Source organism: Vallicoccus soli (assembly GCF_003594885.1).
In the GTDB taxonomy this organism is placed as follows: domain Bacteria; phylum Actinomycetota; class Actinomycetes; order Motilibacterales; family Motilibacteraceae; genus Vallicoccus; species Vallicoccus soli.
Genome location: NZ_QZEZ01000006.1, coordinates 140,159 through 158,057, shown reverse-complemented (window position 1 = coordinate 158,057; position 17,899 = coordinate 140,159). Strand labels below are relative to the sequence as shown.

The following is a 17,899-nucleotide window of genomic DNA, read 5'->3' as shown; positions in this document are numbered from 1 at the left end:
GCCCCGGGGTGCTTGTACGGGGCGGTCGGTCCGATCCATGTCCCCGGGCCTCACCACCAGCCGCCACGAGCGGCCACTCGCCGAGAGGCGACTGGCGGACCGACCCACCACGGCCACCCGCGCCCTGCCGCGCGGGTGGCCGTCGGCGTTCCCGGCCCCGTGCTCATCTCGACCTCTTGTCGACGTCACCGTCACGATATATCGTGAGTGCATCAACGACTCGCGAGAGGAGGCTCCGATGAGGAGCGACGACCAGCGGTGGTGGGGCGGGGAGGGCCGGGCGCAGCGCGCGTACGGCCCGTGGCGCCGCCGGCACCACGACGACGGGCCGCACGACGAGCACGGGCGCGGGGGGCACGGCCGCCACGGCGGGCCCTGGGGGTCCTGGGCGGGCGGCGGCCCCTGGGCGGGCGGCGGTGCCTGGGCGGGCGGGCCGTCCGGCCCGCCGGGACCCGGTGGTGGCCCCGGGGGGCCCGGCGGTCCGGGGGGTCCCGACGGGCCGGGGGGTCCCGGCGGGCCGGGACCGCGCGGGCGGCACCGCGGGCGCCCCGGGCGGGGGCGCGCGCAGCGCGGCGACGTGCGCATCGCCATGCTGCTGCTGCTCGCCGAGCAGCCGATGCACGGCTACCAGGTCATGCAGGCGATGGCCGAGCGCACCGGGGGCGCCTGGCGGCCCAGCCCCGGTGCCGTCTACCCGACGATCGCGCAGCTCGAGGACGAGGGCCTGGTGACGGTGACCGCCGACGGCGGGCGCAAGCTCGTGGCGCTGACGCAGGCGGGCCGTGCGCACGTCGAGGAGCAGCGCGCGGGCTGGGGCGACCCCTTCGCCGAGCTCGCGGGCGAGGAGACCGGGCCGGACCTGCGCGGCGCGTTGCACGAGCTGCACGGGGCGGTGCGCCAGGTCCTCGTGCGCGGCGACCGCGCGCAGTCGCAGGCCGCGCTGCAGGTGCTCGCCGAGGCGCGGCGCGCGCTCTACCTGCTCCTGGCCGACGGTCCCGGCGGTCCCGGCGGTGCCGGGGGTCCCGGCGGCCCCGGCGGCGCGAGCGGCGGCAGGGCCGAGGGCGACGACAGCGCCCCGGACGGCCCTCCGGGGCGCTAGGTTCTGGTCCCTCGCCGCGCGCGGGCGGCACGGGACGAGGTGGTGGGCCGGTGGAGCCGGGCGTCGAGCACGCGCTGGCGGTGGCGCTGCTGCAGCACGAGGCCCTCGGCGTCGTGGTGCTCGAGCCGGTGCTCGACGCCGCGGGGGCGGTGGTCGACCTGCGCCACCTCGTCGTCAACGCGCGGGCGGACGCGACGGCGGGGCAGCCCCTCGCCGGGCGCGGGCTGCTGGACGTGTACGGCCCCGACGCCACCCTCTTCCCCCGCTTCTGCCGGCTGCTCGCCGAGGGCGGGGCGATGACGACCGACGTGGAGTTCCCCGACGCCAGCGACCCGTCGCTCGTCGGGCGCTCCTTCACCGTGCACGCGCGCGCCGTCGACGGCCTCGTCGTCTGCCTGTACCGCGAGACGACGGACCTGCGCGAGGCGCAGCGCCTGCTCCGGGAGCAGGCGCTGCACGACCCGCTCACCGGCCTGCCCAACCGCCGGCTGCTGCGCGACCGGCTCCAGCACGCGCTGGCCCGCCGCGCCCGGCACCCCGGCGAGGTGCTGCTGCTGTGGTGCGACCTCGACGGGTTCAAGCGCGTCAACGACGAGCACGGGCACGCCGTGGGCGACCGCCTCCTCGCCTCGGTCGCCCAGCGGCTGCGGGCGGTCGTCCGGCCCGAGGACACCGTCGCCCGCCTCGGCGGCGACGAGTTCGTGGTGCTCTGCGAGGGACCGGCGGGCGGGCTGCCGCCCGACGTGCTCGTGCGCCGCGTCGAGCGCGCGGTCGACGGCGAGCACCGGGTGGACGGCAGGACCGTGCGGGTGGGCGTCTCGGTCGGCGTCGCGGTCGCGACCGAGGAGGTGCCGGTGGACGCCCTGCTCGAGGAGGCCGACCGGCGCATGTACGAGGTCAAGCAGCGCCGCCGCTGACCCGACCGGGTGGCGTACGCCGGGTGGGTGGTGGTTCGTCCCGCGTCCGGGGGAGCATCGAGGGCAGCAGGCGCGGGCAGCGGGTCCGCGCCGCGCCCGGAGGGGGTCGGTGGCCGCGGAGGCACGACGGGACGCGACCGAGCGCGCCGAGGCGGCCCAGCGGGCCCGCCGCCGGCGCGAGCTGCTCGACGACCGCGCGCGGGCCGCCGCGCTGCGCCGCCGGCGGGGCTACGCGGTGCGCCCGCCGTCCTCGCTCCCCGCGGCGCCGGAGGAGGAGCCCGGGGGGCCGGCGCGGTGAGGCTGCCGCTCAGGCGGTGAGCGAGACGTGCACGTGGTCGAAGTGCCCGCCGGTCGGGTCCCCGGGGTCGTACACCCCGCCGCCGTCGTAGGGCCGCCACCCGTCGTCGCCGCGTCGCTGCGACCAGATCCGGCCCTGCCAGATGACGTACCGGACCTGCAGGGCCTCGGCGTTGGCCACGAGCCACCGCGCCAGGCGCCAGCCCCGCTCGACCCCGCGCGGCCCCGGCCGTTCCCCGAGCCGGCCGATGGTCGTGTCGCACGCCCTGCCGCGCGGGTGGTCGCTCGAGGGGTTCCACGCGTGCTCGTCCCAGCAGGTGGTGGGCAGGTCGCCGAAGGCGGCCCCGACCTGCTCGAGCATCCAGGCCGTCGCCCCGGTGACGCACCCGCCGGTGCCGGTCGGGTCGGGCAGGTCGCAGCCGGTCGCCGGGCCCGCGTACGCCGCCGCCGCCGCGGGCAGGTCCGCCGGGTAGGGCTCGGGCGCGGGGCGCAGCCCGTCGAGGCCCGGCGAGGCGACCGCGCCGCCGACGAGCGCCGCGGCCACCAGCGCGGCCGCCGCCGCCCACCCGCCCGTCCTCACCCCGTCCATGCTGCCCGACCCCGCGCCCGAGCGCGTCGGCGCTCGGGCGCGGGGCCGGGGTGCGCGGGTCCCCGGGTCAGCCGAGCGGCGGGACGGAGGTCGGGGGCACCCGGTGCTGCGTGGCCTGCTCGTACGCGTAGCCCATGGCCAGCAGCTGGGGCTCGCTGAAGGGCAGGCCGAGCAGCTCGACGCCGACCGGCAGGCCCTCGGCGGTGTAGCCCGCGGGCACGCTCAGCGACGGGAAGCCGGTCTGCGCCGACATCGCGCAGTTCGAGCCGGGCTGGCTCTCCCCGACGGGCACCGCCGGCTGCTTGATCGTCGGGTAGACGAGCGCGTCGAGGTCGTGCGCGTCCATGAGCTCGCGGACCTGGTGCTGCAGCTCGGCGCGGGTGAGCAGCTTCTGCGTGTACGCGTCGTCGGGCGCCTTGGTGCCCACGAGCGAGGTGATGAACGGCAGCACGCTCGGCGCGACCTCGCCCGAGGCGGCGATGTCGGCCACCGTCACCGCGTCCCGCGGGGCCTCGAGCGCCGCGAGCCCCTTCGGGAAGCGGATGCCGGGCTGGGCCAGGTAGCGGTCGAGGTCGCGCTCCATCTCCTCCGCGATGACCCCCGACGCGCCCAGCGAGGCGACGACCTCCGGCTGCGCCGGCAGCCGCACGACCCGCGCACCCAGCTCGCGCATGTCCTGCGCGGCCCGCTGGACCAGGCGCGTCGTCGGGCGCTCGGCCGCCGAGGACCCCAGCAGGTCGGTGACCAGGCCGATCCGCTTGCCCTCGAGCGCGTCCTCGTCGAGCGAGGCCGTGTACGTCTCCGGCACCAGGCCCACCGACGCCGCGGTCACCGGGTCCTTCGGGTCGTAGCCCGCCGTGGCGTCCATGACGAGCGCGACGTCGGTGACGGACCTCCCGATCGGGCCGCCGACGTCCTGCGTGGCCGACATCGGCATGATCCCGTCGCGGCTCGACAGCCCGAGCGTCGGGCGCAGGCCGACCAGGCTGTTCTGAGCGGCCGGGATGCGGATCGAGCCGCAGGTGTCCGAGCCCATCCCGATCGCCGCGAAGCTCGCGGCCACGCCCGCGCCCGTCCCGCCGCTGGAGCCGCCGGGGTTGCGGGTCTGGTCGTACGGGTTCCGGGTCTGCCCGCCGAGGGAGCTGATCGTCGTGATGCCGGCCGCGTACTCGTGCAGGTTGGTCTTGGCCACGACGATGGCGCCGGCCGCGCGCAGCAGCGCGACCTGGGTCGCGTCGTCGGGCGGCCGGGTGCCCTCGAGGGCCTCGGAGGCGTTCGTCGTCGGCATGTCGCCGGTGTCGTAGTTGTCCTTGACGAGGATCGGGATGCCGTGCAGCGGGCCGCGGACCTCACCCGCGCGGCGCTCGGCGTCGAGCAGCCGGGCCTGCGCGACCGCCCGCCGGTTCACGGCGATGACCGCGTTCACGCCGGGCTGGTCGGCGTACGCCTCCTCGTAGGCCTCGATGCGGTCGAGGTACGCGCGCACGAGCTGCACGCTCGTCACGCGGCGCTCCGCGAGGAGCTCGCCGAGCTCCTCCACGCCCATCGTCACGACGTCGCGGGCGACGGTGCGGTCGTCGAGGAGGGCGGCCGCCGAGGACGCGGCGGGGGCCGCGCTGGCGGTGGAGCCGTGCAGCGCGGGCGCCGCGGTGAGGGCCGCGGCGGCGGCGAGCGCGACGGCGGCGCGGCGGGTGCGCGCGGGGGTCGTACGGGTCACGGGGGTCCTTCCGGTCCGAGAGGGGCGGACCGGACGCTAGGGAGGCCTCGTTTCCGCAGGCACCCTTCCTCGTTGCGGGGACGTGACGCCGTCGCGGACCGGGGCGAGGGCAGGATGGGGGCGTGGCGGACGAGGAGCGGCGGGTCGCGATCACGTACTGCACCCAGTGCGGCTGGCTGCTGCGCGCGGCCTGGTACGCCCAGGAGCTGCTGCAGACCTTCACCACCGAGCTCGGCGAGGTGGCGCTCGTGCCCGGCACCGGCGGGGTGTTCCGCGTCGAGGCCGGCGGCGCCCCGGTCTGGGACCGCCGGGCGGACGGCGGCTTCCCGGACGTCGTCGAGCTCAAGCGGCGGGTCCGCGACCGGGTCGCCCCCGAGCGCGACCTGGGCCACGCGGACCGGCCCCGGGGCTGAGCCGGCGGCCCGGCCCGCCGTACCGTCGGGGCGTGCCCGAAGCCCCCGCCCAGGCCTGCCCGCGCTGCGGCGCCCTCTTCCCGCCGGAGCAGGCCGGGCCGTGCCCCGTCTGCCGCGACGAGGCCGCCGCGCTGGCGGCGGGCGCCGCCGGGGTCGCGCCCGCCGCCGGCAGCAGCAGCGGCCCGGGCGAGGACCCGGTCGCGGACGCCCTGTCGCGCGAGGACGGGCCCGCCGGCCGCTGAGCCGCGCCGCGGCCGGACGGCCTACTTCAGCAGCCGGGACAGCCGCCGGTCGGCGAGGACCTGCCCCCCGGTCTGGCAGGTCGGGCAGTACTGCAGCGACCGGTCGGCGAAGGACACCTCCCGCACGGTGTCGCCGCACACCGGGCAGGGCTCGCCCGCGCGCCCGTGGACCCGCATCCCGACCTTCTTCTCCGCCTTGAGCCTGCCGGTGGCCAGGCCGCGCGAGCGGCGCACCGCGTCGGCGAGCGTGTCCACGATCGCGGCGTGCAGCGTGCGGACGTCCTCGGTGTTGAGCGAGGCGGCGAGCTTGTACGGCGAGAGCCGCGCGACGTGCAGCACCTCGTCGCTGTACGCGTTCCCGATCCCGGCGATGACCGCCTGGTCCCGCAGCACGCCCTTGACCTGCTGGCGCGCCCCGGCGAGCAGCCCGGCGAGCGCGTCGACGGTGAAGCCCTCCGACAGCGGGTCGATGCCGAGGCGGGCGATCCCCGGCACCTCCTCCAGCCCCCGCACGACGTAGACCGCGAGCCGCTTCTGCGTCCCGGCCTCGGTGAGGTCGAAGCCCGAGCCGTCGTCGAGGTGCAGGCGCAGCGCCAGCGGTCCCTTGCCCGGTCGCGGCGGCGTCGCCGGCAGCGCGTCCTTCCACTGCAGCCAGCCGGCGCGCGAGAGGTGCACGACGAGCCAGAGGCCGGAGACGTCGAGCGCGAGGAACTTCCCCCGCCGCGTGACGCCGGTGACCTCCAGGCCGCCGAGCGAGGTGGGCGGCGGGTCGTACGTCTTGAGGACGTTGATCGCGGCGACGTCGACGCGGGCGACGACCCGGCCGACGGCGCGCTCGGCGAGCACGTCGACGAGGGCCTCGACCTCGGGCAGCTCCGGCACGCCGCCAAGTCTCGCCGACGAACCCCTCAGGTGCCCAGGGCCGCCGCCGACAGGAGGGGTGCGAGCGCGGCCGGGCCCCGGAGGGGGGAGCCCGGCCGCGTCGCCACCGGCCCCGGCGCCGGTCCCGGGAGGAGGGGCCCAGGACCGGCGCCGGTCGCACGTCCGGGCCCTCCCGTCCGGCGCCCTTCCCCGACGAGCCCGGCGCGCGTACCGTCGGGCCATGACGGAGCGGTCCGACGCCGAGGTGCTGCCGCTGCGGCCCGCGCCGCGGCGCGGGACCGTCCTGCTCGACCAGCGCGGCGGCGACCGGGCGCTGCGCGTCTCCTGGCACGACGAGGACGACCTCGTGGTGCTCAGCGTCTGGCGCGGCGAGCGCTGCACCGCCACCTTCCGCCTCGCGGCGGCCGACGTCCCCGCCCTCGTCGACGCGCTCGTCGCGGGCCTGGCCGCGCGGCGCCCGGGGGTCGCGGGCGTGAACACCGCGTGACGTCCCCCGTCCGGGCCTTCCCCCGGCGCCGCTGACCCCTGCAGCATCGACCCCGTCCCGCGGAGCGTGCGAGGAGGTCGGGGCCGTGGTACCGCCGGAGGACCTGCCGGGCGCGCTGCTGCACGCCTGGGACTGGCAGCGCGACGCCGCGTGCCGCGACGCCGACCCGTCCCTGTTCTTCGCCGCCGACGACGAGCGCGGGCACAGCCGCCTCCGGCGGGAGGCGGCTGCGCACGCGTACTGCGGGCGGTGCCCCGTCGCCGCTGCCTGCCTGCGCCACGCGCTGGGGGTGCAGGAGCCGTACGGCGTCTGGGGCGGGATGAGCGAGGTCGACCTGCGCCGGGCGACCCGCCCCGAGGGCACCGCCCGGGCGGTCAGCGCCGGTGCGCGCGCTCCACGAGCGCCCAGGCGGCCGGCAGCAGCCCGGCCGCGGCCAGCGCCTTGACCGCGTCGCCGGCGAGGAAGACCACCGCACCGTCGTACGCGGCACCGGCCAGGTCGAGCGGCGTCGTCGCCGCGAGCCAGGGCACGCCGACGGCGTAGACCGCGAGGGTCCCCGCCACCATGGCGAGCGCCGTGCCGGCGGCGGTGCGGGTCGCGCCGCGGCGGGCGACCGCGCCGACGACGCCGGCGGCGAGCACGAAGCCGACGACGTAGCCGAAGGTCGGGCCCCCGACGCCGGAGGCGCCCTCGGCGAACCACGGCACGCCGGCCATGCCGAGCAGCGCGTAGAGCGCCATCGACGCCAGGCCGCGGGCCCAGCCCAGCGCCGCCGCGGTGACGAGCACGGCGAAGGTCTGCATCGTCAGCGGCACCGGCGTGAACGGCAGCGGGATCGCCACCTGCGCGGCCAGGCCGGTGAGGCCGGCCGCGGCGGCGACGAGCGCGGCGTCGCGCGCCAGCGGGCTGGCCCCGAGGCGGGCGGTGAGCACGTCGGCGAGCACGGCGCGGCGCGCGGGCAGCGGCGCCCAGGAGGGTGTGGTCATCGGTGTGGCCTTCCGGTACGGGGTGCTGGTCCAGCCGGGGCTGGTGCGGGCCTCAGCCTGCCGCACCGCGGACCCGGCACCCGCACGGGCGCCGGCACAAGGTCCTCCTGCCGCCGTTGTCGGGCCCCCACAGGGCGCCGGCCCCTCGACCCCGGTCCCGCGACCCCGGGTGCGGGGGCCGCTGGGAGCATGGGCGCCGTGAGCACCGCGCCGCTGCCCGAGAGCCGCCTGGCGACCGCGCCCGCGCTCGAGCGCCCCGACCTGCTGGCCCCGCCCGTCGCCGCCGCGCTGCGCGCCGACCCGGCGCTCGCCGCGCAGGTGCTCGTCGCCGAGATCGACCCGGGGCTCGCGGACACCGCCGACTTCTGCGCGGCCTACGACGTGCGGCCGGAGGAGTCGGCGAACTGCGTGGTCGTGGCCGGCCGCCGCGGGGACCGCACCACGCTCGCCGCCTGCGTCGTCCTGGCCACGACCCGCGCCGACGTCAACGGCGCCGTGCGCCGGCGGCTCGACGCGCGCCGCGCGTCCTTCGCGCCGATGGACGACGCGGTCGGGCGCTCGGGCATGGAGCACGGCGGCATCACGCCGGTCGGCCTGCCCGCGGGCTGGCCGGTGCTCGTCGACGGCGCGGTGGCGGCCGCCGGGCCGGTCGTCGTGGGCAGCGGGCTGCGCCGCTCCAAGCTCGTGCTCGACGGCCGGCTGGTGGCGGCGCTGCCCGGCGCCGAGGTGCTCGACGGGCTCGGGCGCCCCGCCGGGGCGTGAGCGTGAGGACGGCCGCTCCGGGGCAGGGTGCGGGCATGGAGAACCCGCGCACCACCGACCGGCACGAGCTCGTGCTCCTCGGGCTGCAGGCCTTCACGGACCGGGTGGCGCACGTGCCCGCCGACCGCTGGGACGCCCCGACGCCGTGCGAGGGCTGGAGCGTGCGCGACCTCGTCGGCCACCTCGTGTCCGAGCACCTGTGGGCGCCGTACCTGCTCGAGGGCGGCACGGTCGAGGAGGCCGGGGACCGCTTCGACGGCGACCTGCTCGGCGACGACCCCGCGCGGGCCTGGGACCGCGCCGAGGAGGGGTCGGCCGCCGCGTGGTCCGCCGCCGACCTGGACAGCACCGTCCACCTGTCGTCGGGGGACGCCCCCGCGCGGGAGTACGCCGACCAGATGCTCCTCGACCTCACGGTGCACGGGTGGGACCTCGCCCGCGGCGCCGGGCTCGACGAGCGCCTCGAGCCGCGCCTGGTGCGGCACGCGCTGCGCTGGGCGCAGGACAACGAGGCGATGGTCAGCGGGAGCGGGCTCTTCGGCGAGCGCCAGGAGCCCGCGTCGGACGATCCGCAGGACCAGTTGCTCGCCCTGCTCGGGCGCCGGCCCTAGCACAGGTGGGGCGCCGAGGCCCGGAGCGCGACGACCCGTCCGGCGCCCACCCGGTCGACGGCGGGACGGCGCGCCTGGAGGAGGACGTGCCGGGGGCGTGGACGCTGCTCGTCGACGGCACGCCCCAGTCGCACGTGGACCTGCGCGACCCCACCAACCTCTCCTACGAGTACGTCCGCCGCATCGGCCACGCCGTGGACCTGCTGCGCCCGCCGGGCGAGGCGGTGCGCGCCGTGCACCTCGGCGGCGGCGGGCTGACGCTCCCCCGGTACGTCGCAGCGACCCGTCCGGGGTCGCGCCAGCAGGTGGTGGAGGTCGACGCCGCGCTGGTGCAGCTCGTGCGCCGCGCCCTCCCCTGGCCGCGCGACTGGCGGATCAAGGTCCGCGTCGGGGACGCGCGGGACGCCCTCGCGCGGCTGGACCCGGGGCTCGCCGACCTCGTGGTGTCGGACGTCTTCGCCGGGGCCCGCACCCCCGCCCGCCTCACGAGCGTCGAGGCGGTGCGCACCGCCGCGCGCGCGCTCGCCGACGACGGCGTGCTGGCGGTCAACGTCGGCGACGGCCCGCCGCTGCGCTTCGCGCGCGCTCAGGTCGCCACGGTCGCGGCCGTGCTGCCGCGGGTCTGCCTCGTCGCCGAGCCGGCGGTGCTGCGCGGCCGGCGGTTCGGCAACCTCGTACTGCTCGCATCCCGCCGCCCCCTGCCGGTCGCCGAGCTCACGCGGCGCTGCGCGTCGGACCCGGTCGCCGCGCGGGTGGTCGACGGCCCCGACCTCGAGGCGTTCGCGGCGGGCGCGCTGCCGGTGACGGACGCCGAGGCCGAGGACAGCCCGGAACCGCCGTCGCCCTGGTGACGACCCGCTCGTGACCGAGTCGGAGAGGTTCCACGTGGAACCGTGCCCAGCGCTCGCGGAGCCCCGCGCGAGACCACACTCCGAGCCCTTCTGGAACCGCTCCCAAGAAATCTCCCGGAAACCCTTGCGCAGCCCGGGTGACGCGGCTCACCATCGCTGGGCACCTCCCGGTGCTCACCTCCCGCCCTCCCTCCGGAGCCCTCCGTGACCACCACTCCCCGGTCCGCCGTGCGCCGACTGCTCGGCGGTCTCACCGCGACGCTCGCGGCCGCCACGCTCGTCGGCGCCGCGCCCGCCACGGCCGCGCCCGCCCCGGCCGCGCCCGCCGGCACGCGCTTCTACGTGCCCGAGCCCAACCCCGACGCGGTCGAGCAGGTCGCCGACCTGCGCGCCGACGGGCGCCGTACCGAGGCCAACCTCATCCAGAAGGTGCTCGACACCCCCACCGCCGTCTGGGTCGAGGACGGCACCCCGCGCGAGGTCCAGCGCTCCGTGCAGCGCACCATGCGCGACGCCGCGGCCCAGCGGGCCGTGCCGGTGCTCGTGCTCTACAACATCCCGTTCCGGGACTGCGCGCAGTACTCCGCGGGCGGCGCGACGAGCGTCGAGGAGTACGAGGCCTGGGTGGACGCGGTCGCCCGCGGCATCGGCGGGCGCGAGGCGGTCGTCGCCGTCGAGCCCGACGGCCTCGGCATCATCCCCTGGTACACGACGCTCGACGGGCAGCAGGACTGGTGCCAGCCGGCCGAGGCCGACGCGCAGACCGCGGCGGCCGAGCGGTTCCGGATGCTCAACCACGCCGTCGACCAGCTCACGGCGCTGCCCCGCACGAAGGTCTACCTCGACGGCACGCACGACGGCTGGCTCGGCGTCGGCGAGATCACCGACCGGCTCGTGAAGGCCGGTGTCGAGCGGGCGGACGGCTTCTTCGTCAACGCGTCGAACTACCGCTGGACGGACCGCCTCGTCCGGTACGGCCGCTGGATCTCGCAGTGCGCCTACCTCGTCGAGCGCCGCGACGTGGACCCCCGCACCTGCGCCAGCCAGTACTACCCGGCCGACCCCAGCGACGTCAGCACGTGGGACCGCACCGACGCCGCGTACGAGGCCGCCTACGAGGCCGCGGGCCTGAGCATGCGCCCGCGGCAGATGGCGCACTTCATCGTCGACACGAGCCGCAACGGCCAGGGCCCGTGGACGCCGCCGGCCGGCGCCTTCCCGGACCCGCAGGACTGGTGCAACCCGCCCGGCCGCGGCGTCGGCCTGCGCCCGACGACCCGCACCGGCGACCCGCTCGTCGACGCGTACGTGTGGATCAAGGTGCCGGGCGAGTCCGACGGGCAGTGCAGCCGCGGCACCGGCACCGGCAACGACGTCGTCGACCCGGTGTGGCGCCAGGTCGACCCGGCGGCCGGGCAGTGGTTCCGCCGCCAGGCCGTGGAGCTGGTCCGCCTCGCCGTGCCCAGCCTGCGCGGCGACCAGGGCTGAGCGCCCCCTCCGAGCCACCGCGGCCGGCCGTCGCCCCGAGCGACGGCCGGCCGCGGTGCACTAGCGTCCGGCGGGTGGACGCGCCGGAGCAGCCCGCAGCCCTCGCCGACCTCGGCGCCGTGCTGCTCGACATGGACGGCACGCTCGTGGACTCGGACGCGGCGGTGGAGCGGGCCTGGGCGACCTGGGCCCTGGAGCACGGGGTCGCGCCCTCGGCCGCGCTGGAGCACGCGCACGGCAGCCCCGCCGACCTCACGGTCCGCCGCCTCCTGCCCGACCTCGACGACGCGGCCGTGCGGACCGCCGCCGCGCGCCAGCTCGCTCTGCAGTACGACGACCTCTCCGACGTGGTCGCCACCCCGGGGTCCGGGGCCCTCGTCGCCGCCCTCGAGCGCCGCGGGCTCCCTTGGGCGGTGGTGACCAGCGCCGACCGCCCGCTGGCCGCGGCCCGGCTGGGCGCGGGCGCCGTCGACCCGCCGCTGCTGGTCACCGTCGAGGACGTGGAGCGCGGCAAGCCGGACCCCGAGGGCTTCCTGCTCGCCGCCCGCCGGCTGGGCGTCGCCCCGGGACGCTGCCTCGTCGTGGAGGACAGCGCCCCCGGACTGGCCGCCGGGCGGGCGGCGGGGATGCGCGTCGCCGCGCTCAAGGGGCTCGCGGGCGACGTGCCGCGGCCCGGCGCCTCGCTCCGCGACCTCGGCGAGCTCGCGGACCTGCTCGCCGCGCCGCTCGGGGAGCCGGCGTGACCCCCGTCCGGTACGTCTCGCCCGACGAGGACAGCGCGCGCTGGGCGGCGGTGCCGCCGCGGGACGGCGACGTCGTCGTCAGCACCCGCTCCAAGCACGGCACGACCTGGGTGCAGGCGCTCTGCCTGTCGCTGGTGCACGGGCCCGACCTGCCCGCCCCGCTGGCCGAGCTCTCCCCGTGGGTCGACTGGACGGTCGAGCCGACCGACGCCCTCGCCCGGCGGCTCGCCGCGCAGCCGCACCGGCGGGTGCTCAAGACGCACACCCCCCTGGACGGGCTCCCGCTGCACCCCGGCACCACGTACGTCGTCGTCGCCCGCGACCCGCTCGACGCCGCGGTCTCGCTGCACCACCAGGGCGCGAACCTCGACCGGGAGCGGCTCGCGGAGCTCACCGGGGCGCCCGTACGGCCGCCGGTGCCGTCGCGGCCCCGCCCGGACCTCGAGGCCTGGCTGCGCAGGTGGGTGGAGCGCGACACCGACCCGCGCACCGACCTCGACGGGCTGCCCGGCGTGCTGCACCACCTCGCCGACGCGTGGGCCCGGCGGTCCTCGTCGCAGGTCGTGCTCGTGCACTACGACGACCTGCTCCACGACCTGCCCGGCGAGGCCCGTCGGCTCGCCACCCGCCTCGGTGTGCGCGTACCGGAGACCGCCTGGGGCCCGCTGCTGGCCGGGCTGGGGCTGGAGACGATGCGCGCCCGGGCGGACCGCCTCGCGCCCGCACCCCCGGGCGTGTTCCGCGACCCCGCGGCCTTCTTCCGCTCGGGGCGCTCCGGCACGGGGCGCGAGGTGCTGGGCCCCGAGGGGGTGCGGCGCTACCGCGAGCGCGCCGCGGGGCTCGCCCCCGCGGACCTGCTCGCGTGGCTGCACCGGGACGACGGGCTCGGCGCACCGCCGCGCGGCCCGGGCGCCTGACGGAGGTCCCGGGGCTCGACGCCGGGGTGGTGCGCCGGCTCGTCGGAGGCGGGACGCCGCACGGGCAGCTCGCCGGGCGGACGCCAAGGCGCGGCGGGGCCCGGCGTGCCCCGTGTGTAGGGTTCGCGCACACGAAGGACGGCGTGTCGCTGCCGGAGGGGCTCGCACGCGCCCTTCCCCGGACCCGTCGTGTGCGCGGATCGGACACCCGGAGGCGCGCTCGGGGTTCGGCGCGGGCGCCGCGCGCCCGGGCAGCGGGTCCACGCGGTGCCGCGCCGGGTACCTGCGGCTGCCCCCGGGGGCAGCTCCGCGGACGGGCACCGCCCCGGTGTCCGGTCGGCGCACTCAGAGGGCGGCGTGTCCCCGCCGGTCGGGCTCGACACGCCGCTCCACCAGGACCCGTCGTGTGCGCGAACCGGACACGGGGACGCGCCGCCGCTGCGGGGCGTCCGCCGGAACAGCATCACGGCACCGGCCGGCGACGAGCGGCGGTGGCACGAGCTGGTGCAGCGGGCGCGCGGGGCGTCGGTAGGTATGTCCCGGTTCGCGCACGCAGAGCGCGGCGTGTCGCTACCGGAGGGGCTCGACACGCCGCTCCCCGGGACCCCGTCGGGTGCGCAAAGCGGACATGCGCGAGCGCCAAAGCCCGGCCACGCCGACGGGTGCTCCCGTCGTGTGCGCGAATCGGACACCCGCGCCCGCTCAGCCCGCGCCCGCTCAGCCCGCGCCCGCTCAGCCCGCGGCGACCTCGATCTCCTGGTCCGCGTCGAGGTGCAGGGGGACGCCGAACTGGGCGAAGAGGTCGGTCTCGAGGAAGGAGGTCACGCTGGCGACCTTGTCGCCGACGACCTCGAGGACGTGCAGGGCCCAGGCGTCGTAGCCGTCGCCGTCCTTCGCGCGCTTCCACTGCACGAAGCCGACGGTGCCGTTGACCTGCACGGGGAGCACCCGCGAGTCGCGGCAGGCGGCGCCCGGGCCCAGCATCCAGGTCGCGATGTCGGCGCGGCCGCGGATCCAGAGGCGGTAGGGCGGCATGTCCTGCGTGGCGTCCTCGTGCAGCAGCTTGACGAGGGCCTCGATGTCGTAGCGCTCGAAGGCCTCGACGTAGCGGGCGAGCAGCTCCTTGTGCTCCTCGCGGGAGGGCTCGGTGCGCTGCTGGGGCACGGGCTTGCGGGCCATGGACGCCCGGGCGCGCTGCAGCGCGCTGTTGACCGAGGCGGTCGTGGTGTCGAGCAGGTCGGCGACCTCCTCGGCGGACCAGCGCAGCACCTCGCGCAGGATGAGCACGGCCCGCTGGCGCGGGGGCAGGTGCTGCAGGGCGACGACGAAGGCCAGGCGGATCGACTCGCGCTCGACGACGAGGTCGGCGGGGTCGGCGACGGCGGGCAGCACGGCGCTGTCGGCGGCCGGCTCGACCCAGGTGCCGGCGGCGACCGGGCTGCCGAGCGACTCGGCGACCGGCGGGAAGGGCCCGGCCTCGAGGTCCATCGGCAGCGCGCGCCGGCCCCGGCCCTCGAGCATGGTGAGGCAGACGTTCGTCGCGATGCGGTAGAGCCAGGAGCGCAGCGAGGAGCGGCCCTCGAAGCGGTCGAGGCCCTTCCAGGCGCGGATCATCGTCTCCTGCACCGCGTCCTCGGCGTCGTGCGCCGACCCGAGCATGCGGTAGCAGTACCCCCGCAGCTCGGTGCGGTGCTCGAGCAGGCGCGGGTCGAGGTCCGTGGACCGCCCCGTCGCGACGACCGTCATGCCGGCTCCCTGGTGCGTGCTGGTGTGTGGGCTCCACCACACCACAGCGCGCCGACAGGTTTCCAGCGGTCCGCGACCGGTGGCCCCCGGGGGCCTGCCAGCCGGGGGGGCGGAGGGCTCAGCCCTTGACCGCGCCCGCGGTCATGCCGGCGACGAAGTGGCGCTGCAGCAGGACGTACACCAGGACGATCGGGGCCGAGGCGACGACGACGCCGGAGAAGAGCAACGGGTAGTCGGTGAGGTACTCCCCCTGGAAGCTCAGCAGGGCCAGCGGGATCGTCCGCTTCTCCGGCGAGGAGATGAACAGCAGCGGGTAGAGCAGCTCGTTCCAGTGGATGACGAAGAGGAAGATCGCCGTCGCCGCCACCGACGGCATGGCCAGCGGCATGACGATGGAGCGGTACGTCCGCCACGGCCCGGCCCCGTCGATGGCGCTCGCCTCGTAGAGGTCGCGCGGCAGGGTGCGCATGAAGCCGCCGAGGATGAACACCGCGACGGGCAGCGTCACGACGACGTTGATGAGCACGAGCCCGAGCCGGCTGTCGAGCAGGCCGAGGCTGTCGAAGAGGACGTACTGGGGGACCATGTTCGCCTGCGCCGGCACCGACATGCCGAGCACGAGGAACCCGAAGACCACCCAGCCCACCCAGCCGGGGATGCGCGCGCAGGCGTACGCGGCGAGGCTCGCGAGCAGCAGGGTCAGGGCCACCGAGGCCAGGGTGACCAGGACGCTGTTGACGAACGCGGTGCCGAGCGCCCCGTCGAGGACCGCGCGGTAGTTGCCGAGCGTCAGCGACCCGGGCGGGGAGAACGGCGACTCGAAGAGCTCGGCGGTCGTCTTGAAGGTGCCGAAGACGACGACGGTGAGCGGCACGACGATGAGGGCGGCCCAGACCGCGAGGACCGCGCGGCGCCCGAGCTGGTAGCGCATCAGACAGACCCCCTCGTCAGGCCCAGCAGCTGTCGCTGGGCCACCGTGATCGCCGCGATGAGCAGCATGAACAGCAGGGACTCGGCCGCCGCGTAGCCGTACTCGGAGTTGACGAAGGTCGCGTAGATGCGGGTCGACAGGATGTCGAGGCTGGGTCTCGGCGGGTTGCCGCCGAGGCCGAGGATGAGGTCGAAGGCCCGGAACGACTGGATGGTCGTGTACGCCACGACGATGGTCGTCGCGGGGGCGATCATCGGCCAGGTGATGTGGCGGAACTGCGCCCACCGCCCGGCCCCGTCGATCGCGGACGCCTCGTAGAGCTCGCGGGGCACCGCCTGCAGCCCGGCGATGAACAGCACCATCATCTGCCCCACGTGGAACCACACCTGGGACAGCGCCACCCAGTAGATCGCCGCCGCGTCGTCACCGAGGTACGACGACTGCAGCCCGTCGAGCCCCACCGCCCCCAGGAACCGGTTGCCCAGGCCGAAGTTCGGGTCGTAGACGAACTTCCAGATGAACGCCACGGAGACCGACGACAGGATCGTCGGGAAGAAGAACAGCGCGCGCAGCAGGATCCCTCCGCGGCTGTTGCGCGCCAGGAGCAGGGCGAGCAGCAGGGCGAACGCCGTCTGCAGCACGACCACGACGAGCATGAACTTGAGGTTGTTCGTCGCGGCGTTCCGGAAGAGGTCGTCGTCCGTCAGCGCGTCGCGGAAGTTCGCGATGCCGACGTTCGCGAAGTCCGGGCTGAACCCGTCCCAGTCGGTGACGGAGTACTGCACCGCCTGCAGCGTGGGGACGGCGAAGAAGACGACGTACAGGACGAGCGCCGGCAGCGGGAAGAGGTAGAGGGCCGGGTGGATCCGGGAGGCCCGCCGCCGGCCCCGCGCGCGCAGCCGGCTCACTGCGCCTGGTCGACGACGCGCTGGGCCTCCTCGGCGGCCTGCTCCGGGCTCGTGCCGCCCACGACGGCGACGGCGGCGTTCTCCACCGCGGCCCGCACGTCGAGGTCGTCGAACTGGAAGCGCGGCGCGAGGAGCGTGTCGCGGGTCAGCCAGGGCGAGGTCCGCTCGAGGTCCTGGTTCTCGTACGTCGCCCCGCTCACCGTGACGTGCTGCGCGGTCGCGTTCGCGTACGCGGAGGCGTTCTCCGGGCGGCTGAGGAACTCCACCCACGCCAGGCCCGCGGGGCGCACGTCGGAGGCGGTGTTCACGCCGAGGATGAACGTGGCGTTGTAGATGCCCTCGTACTTCGCCTGGTCGGCCGGGACCGTGATGGGCGCGACGAGGTCCATCGGGAACTGCGCGCCGAGCGCCCGGACCGGCGCGATGTGGTACGACCCCGTGGCGAGCATCGCGGCCTGCCCGCTCGCGAAGAGCTGCTGGGCCGGCTCGACGGCGGTGCCGGTCGCGCGCGGCTGGAAGAACGGGCGGAGCTGCTCGTACTGGCGCAGGGTCGTGAGGAACCACTCGTCGGTGACCTTCAGGTCGCCGCTCTCGACCTGGACGAACATGTCGTCCGCCGGGGCGTTGTTCATGACCATGGCGTTGAGCAGCTGCCCCGCGTCGCCGGGGGCGGCCGCGGGCCACGCGATCGGCACGACGCCGAGCGCCTGCAGGTCCTCGCACAGCGCCAGGAAGCCCTGCCAGTCCTGCGGCGCCCCGGTGGCGCCGGCGCGCTCGAGCAGGTCCAGGTTGGCGACCGGCATGTTGAAGACGACCTGGTACGGCAGCCCCCACTGGGTGCCGTCCTGCCGGCCGACCTCGATGAGCTGGCTGTCGTACTGCCCGACGACGTCCTGGTCGGTCAGGTCCGAGTACACGCCGGCCGAGACCATGTCGTTGAACTGCGCCCCGCGGAAGGCCGTGAGCACGTCGCCGACGCCGCCGCCGCGCACGCGCTGCAGCGCGGTGCTCTGGTAGTCGTTCGACGGGGAGATGTCCTGGCGCACGGTGACGCCGGTCTCCTGGCGGAACGCGGCGATGAGCTGGTCGAACGCGGCCTGGTCCTCGGCGCGCCAGTGGGCGAAGGAGACCTCGCCCTCCACCGGGCCCGTGGGGATCGGCTCGTCGCGCGCCTCGTCGGCGCCGCCGCCGGAGCTGCCCGGGCCGGCGCAGGACGCGACGGCCCAGCCCGCGCCGACGGTCCCGGCCAGCTGCATCAGCCGGCGGCGGGTGAGGGGGGTGTGCCGGTCGCTCATGTCGACTCCCTGCGTCGG

21 protein-coding genes are annotated in these 17,899 nt (G+C 76.9%); 13 read left to right on the top strand and 8 right to left on the bottom strand.

The features are described from left to right. Nucleotides 1–238: 238 nt before the first annotated feature. The 3 genes from D5H78_RS13500 (at nt 239) to D5H78_RS13490 (ending at nt 2,314) form a co-directional block, all read left to right on the top strand. Entirely contained in the window at nt 239–1,099 is an 861-nt protein-coding gene (locus D5H78_RS13500) for a PadR family transcriptional regulator (protein ID WP_119951004.1), read from the top strand. Nucleotides 1,100–1,149: 50 nt separating this feature from the next. Further along, nucleotides 1,150–2,016 (top strand): GGDEF domain-containing protein, encoded by an 867-nt coding sequence (locus tag D5H78_RS13495; RefSeq protein ID WP_218566596.1) that lies wholly within the window; start codon nt 1,150–1,152, stop codon nt 2,014–2,016. Nucleotides 2,017–2,125: 109 nt separating this feature from the next. Next, nucleotides 2,126–2,314, top strand: a complete 189-nt coding sequence (locus tag D5H78_RS13490) for a hypothetical protein (protein ID WP_119951003.1) — start codon at nt 2,126–2,128, stop codon at nt 2,312–2,314. Between the two features lie 9 nt (nt 2,315–2,323). Here the strand turns inward: D5H78_RS13490 and D5H78_RS13485 are convergent, their stop codons facing one another. Both D5H78_RS13485 and D5H78_RS13480 read right to left on the bottom strand, forming a co-directional pair. After that, nucleotides 2,324–2,893 (bottom strand): VldE C-terminal domain-containing protein, encoded by a 570-nt coding sequence (locus D5H78_RS13485; protein ID WP_119951002.1) that lies wholly within the window; start codon nt 2,891–2,893, stop codon nt 2,324–2,326. A 76-nt stretch (nt 2,894–2,969) separates the two neighbouring features. Beyond that, entirely contained in the window at nt 2,970–4,619 is a 1,650-nt protein-coding gene (locus tag D5H78_RS13480) for an amidase (RefSeq protein ID WP_218566595.1), read from the bottom strand. 122 nt (nt 4,620–4,741) lie between these two features. Between D5H78_RS13480 and D5H78_RS13475 the strand changes: the two genes are divergently transcribed. Together D5H78_RS13475 and D5H78_RS13470 are read left to right on the top strand one after the other, a co-directional pair. Beyond that, a complete protein-coding gene (locus D5H78_RS13475; protein ID WP_119951001.1) occupies nt 4,742–5,032 on the top strand; it encodes an Rdx family protein in 291 nt (96 codons plus the stop codon). Between the two features lie 32 nt (nt 5,033–5,064). Further along, nucleotides 5,065–5,274: a hypothetical protein gene (locus tag D5H78_RS13470; RefSeq protein WP_119951000.1), complete on the top strand. Its 210-nt coding sequence runs from the start codon at nt 5,065–5,067 to the stop codon at nt 5,272–5,274. Between the two features lie 21 nt (nt 5,275–5,295). Here D5H78_RS13470 and D5H78_RS13465 read toward each other — a convergent pair whose 3' ends face one another. Continuing rightward, the gene (locus D5H78_RS13465; protein ID WP_119950999.1) at nt 5,296–6,156 is read right to left on the bottom strand and encodes an Fpg/Nei family DNA glycosylase; all 861 of its coding nucleotides are present in this window, start codon (nt 6,154–6,156) and stop codon (nt 5,296–5,298) included. Between the two features lie 220 nt (nt 6,157–6,376). Here D5H78_RS13465 and D5H78_RS13460 point away from each other — a divergent pair, with 220 nt between their 5' ends. Continuing rightward, nucleotides 6,377–6,643, top strand: a complete 267-nt coding sequence (locus tag D5H78_RS13460) for a hypothetical protein (protein WP_119950998.1) — start codon at nt 6,377–6,379, stop codon at nt 6,641–6,643. Between the two features lie 85 nt (nt 6,644–6,728). Next, on the top strand, nt 6,729–7,088 hold the full coding sequence (locus D5H78_RS13455; RefSeq protein ID WP_119950997.1) for a WhiB family transcriptional regulator: 360 nt from the start codon (nt 6,729–6,731) through the stop codon (nt 7,086–7,088). Here D5H78_RS13455 and D5H78_RS13450 read toward each other — a convergent pair. Next, nucleotides 7,018–7,629, bottom strand: a complete 612-nt coding sequence (locus tag D5H78_RS13450; protein ID WP_119950996.1) for a biotin transporter BioY — start codon at nt 7,627–7,629, stop codon at nt 7,018–7,020. The two genes, D5H78_RS13455 and D5H78_RS13450, sit on opposite strands and share 71 nt — an antisense overlap. 189 nt (nt 7,630–7,818) lie before the next feature. Between D5H78_RS13450 and D5H78_RS13445 the strand changes: the two genes are divergently transcribed. The 6 genes from D5H78_RS13445 to D5H78_RS13420 all read left to right on the top strand — a co-directional run bounded on the left by D5H78_RS13445 (nt 7,819) and on the right by D5H78_RS13420 (nt 13,001). Next, entirely contained in the window at nt 7,819–8,391 is a 573-nt protein-coding gene (locus tag D5H78_RS13445) for a YbaK/EbsC family protein (protein WP_119950995.1), read from the top strand. Nucleotides 8,392–8,426: 35 nt separating this feature from the next. Continuing rightward, entirely contained in the window at nt 8,427–9,002 is a 576-nt protein-coding gene (locus tag D5H78_RS13440) for a TIGR03086 family metal-binding protein (protein WP_119950994.1), read from the top strand. 5 nt (nt 9,003–9,007) lie between these two features. Beyond that, the gene (locus D5H78_RS13435) at nt 9,008–9,853 is read left to right on the top strand and encodes a spermidine synthase (RefSeq protein ID WP_119950993.1); all 846 of its coding nucleotides are present in this window, start codon (nt 9,008–9,010) and stop codon (nt 9,851–9,853) included. 204 nt (nt 9,854–10,057) lie between these two features. Continuing rightward, complete coding sequence (locus D5H78_RS13430; RefSeq protein ID WP_218566594.1) at nt 10,058–11,341, top strand: glycoside hydrolase family 6 protein; 1,284 nt, start codon at nt 10,058–10,060, stop codon at nt 11,339–11,341. Between the two features lie 74 nt (nt 11,342–11,415). Continuing rightward, on the top strand, nt 11,416–12,084 hold the full coding sequence (locus D5H78_RS13425) for an HAD-IA family hydrolase (RefSeq protein ID WP_218566593.1): 669 nt from the start codon (nt 11,416–11,418) through the stop codon (nt 12,082–12,084). Continuing rightward, nucleotides 12,081–13,001, top strand: a complete 921-nt coding sequence (locus D5H78_RS13420; RefSeq protein ID WP_119950992.1) for a sulfotransferase domain-containing protein — start codon at nt 12,081–12,083, stop codon at nt 12,999–13,001. The genes D5H78_RS13425 and D5H78_RS13420 overlap by 4 nt, the downstream gene beginning before the upstream one ends. Nucleotides 13,002–13,733: 732 nt before the next feature. Here D5H78_RS13420 and D5H78_RS13415 read toward each other — a convergent pair. From D5H78_RS13415 to D5H78_RS13400, 4 genes are all read right to left on the bottom strand, one after another. After that, nucleotides 13,734–14,747, bottom strand: coding sequence for a sigma-70 family RNA polymerase sigma factor (locus D5H78_RS13415; protein ID WP_119950991.1), 1,014 nt, complete (start codon nt 14,745–14,747; stop codon nt 13,734–13,736). 118 nt (nt 14,748–14,865) lie between these two features. After that, nucleotides 14,866–15,678 carry a carbohydrate ABC transporter permease gene (locus D5H78_RS13410; protein ID WP_119950990.1) on the bottom strand — a complete coding sequence of 271 codons (813 nt, stop codon included), beginning with the start codon at nt 15,676–15,678 and terminating at the stop codon, nt 14,866–14,868. Continuing rightward, a complete protein-coding gene (locus D5H78_RS13405) occupies nt 15,678–16,586 on the bottom strand; it encodes a carbohydrate ABC transporter permease (RefSeq protein ID WP_218566592.1) in 909 nt (302 codons plus the stop codon). Before D5H78_RS13405 ends, D5H78_RS13410 begins: the two co-directional genes overlap by 1 nt. Continuing rightward, nucleotides 16,583–17,881, bottom strand: a complete 1,299-nt coding sequence (locus D5H78_RS13400) for an ABC transporter substrate-binding protein (RefSeq protein ID WP_218566591.1) — start codon at nt 17,879–17,881, stop codon at nt 16,583–16,585. The genes D5H78_RS13405 and D5H78_RS13400 overlap by 4 nt, the downstream gene beginning before the upstream one ends. Nucleotides 17,882–17,899: the final 18 nt, after the last annotated feature.

Excerpts from the sequence above, each read along its gene's own strand:
- D5H78_RS13500 (WP_119951004.1), top strand. The coding sequence starts at position 239 with ATGAGGAGCGACGACCAGCGGTGGTGGGGCGGGGAGGGCCGGGCGCAG.
- D5H78_RS13460 (WP_119950998.1), top strand. The coding sequence starts at position 6,377 with ATGACGGAGCGGTCCGACGCCGAGGTGCTGCCGCTGCGGCCCGCGCCG.
- D5H78_RS13450 (WP_119950996.1), bottom strand. The coding sequence starts at position 7,629 with ATGACCACACCCTCCTGGGCGCCGCTGCCCGCGCGCCGCGCCGTGCTC.
- D5H78_RS13445 (WP_119950995.1), top strand. The coding sequence starts at position 7,819 with ATGGGCGCCGTGAGCACCGCGCCGCTGCCCGAGAGCCGCCTGGCGACC.
- D5H78_RS13440 (WP_119950994.1), top strand. The coding sequence starts at position 8,427 with ATGGAGAACCCGCGCACCACCGACCGGCACGAGCTCGTGCTCCTCGGG.
- D5H78_RS13415 (WP_119950991.1), bottom strand. The coding sequence starts at position 14,747 with ATGACGGTCGTCGCGACGGGGCGGTCCACGGACCTCGACCCGCGCCTG.
- D5H78_RS13410 (WP_119950990.1), bottom strand. The coding sequence starts at position 15,678 with ATGCGCTACCAGCTCGGGCGCCGCGCGGTCCTCGCGGTCTGGGCCGCC.
- D5H78_RS13400 (WP_218566591.1), bottom strand. The coding sequence starts at position 17,881 with ATGAGCGACCGGCACACCCCCCTCACCCGCCGCCGGCTGATGCAGCTG.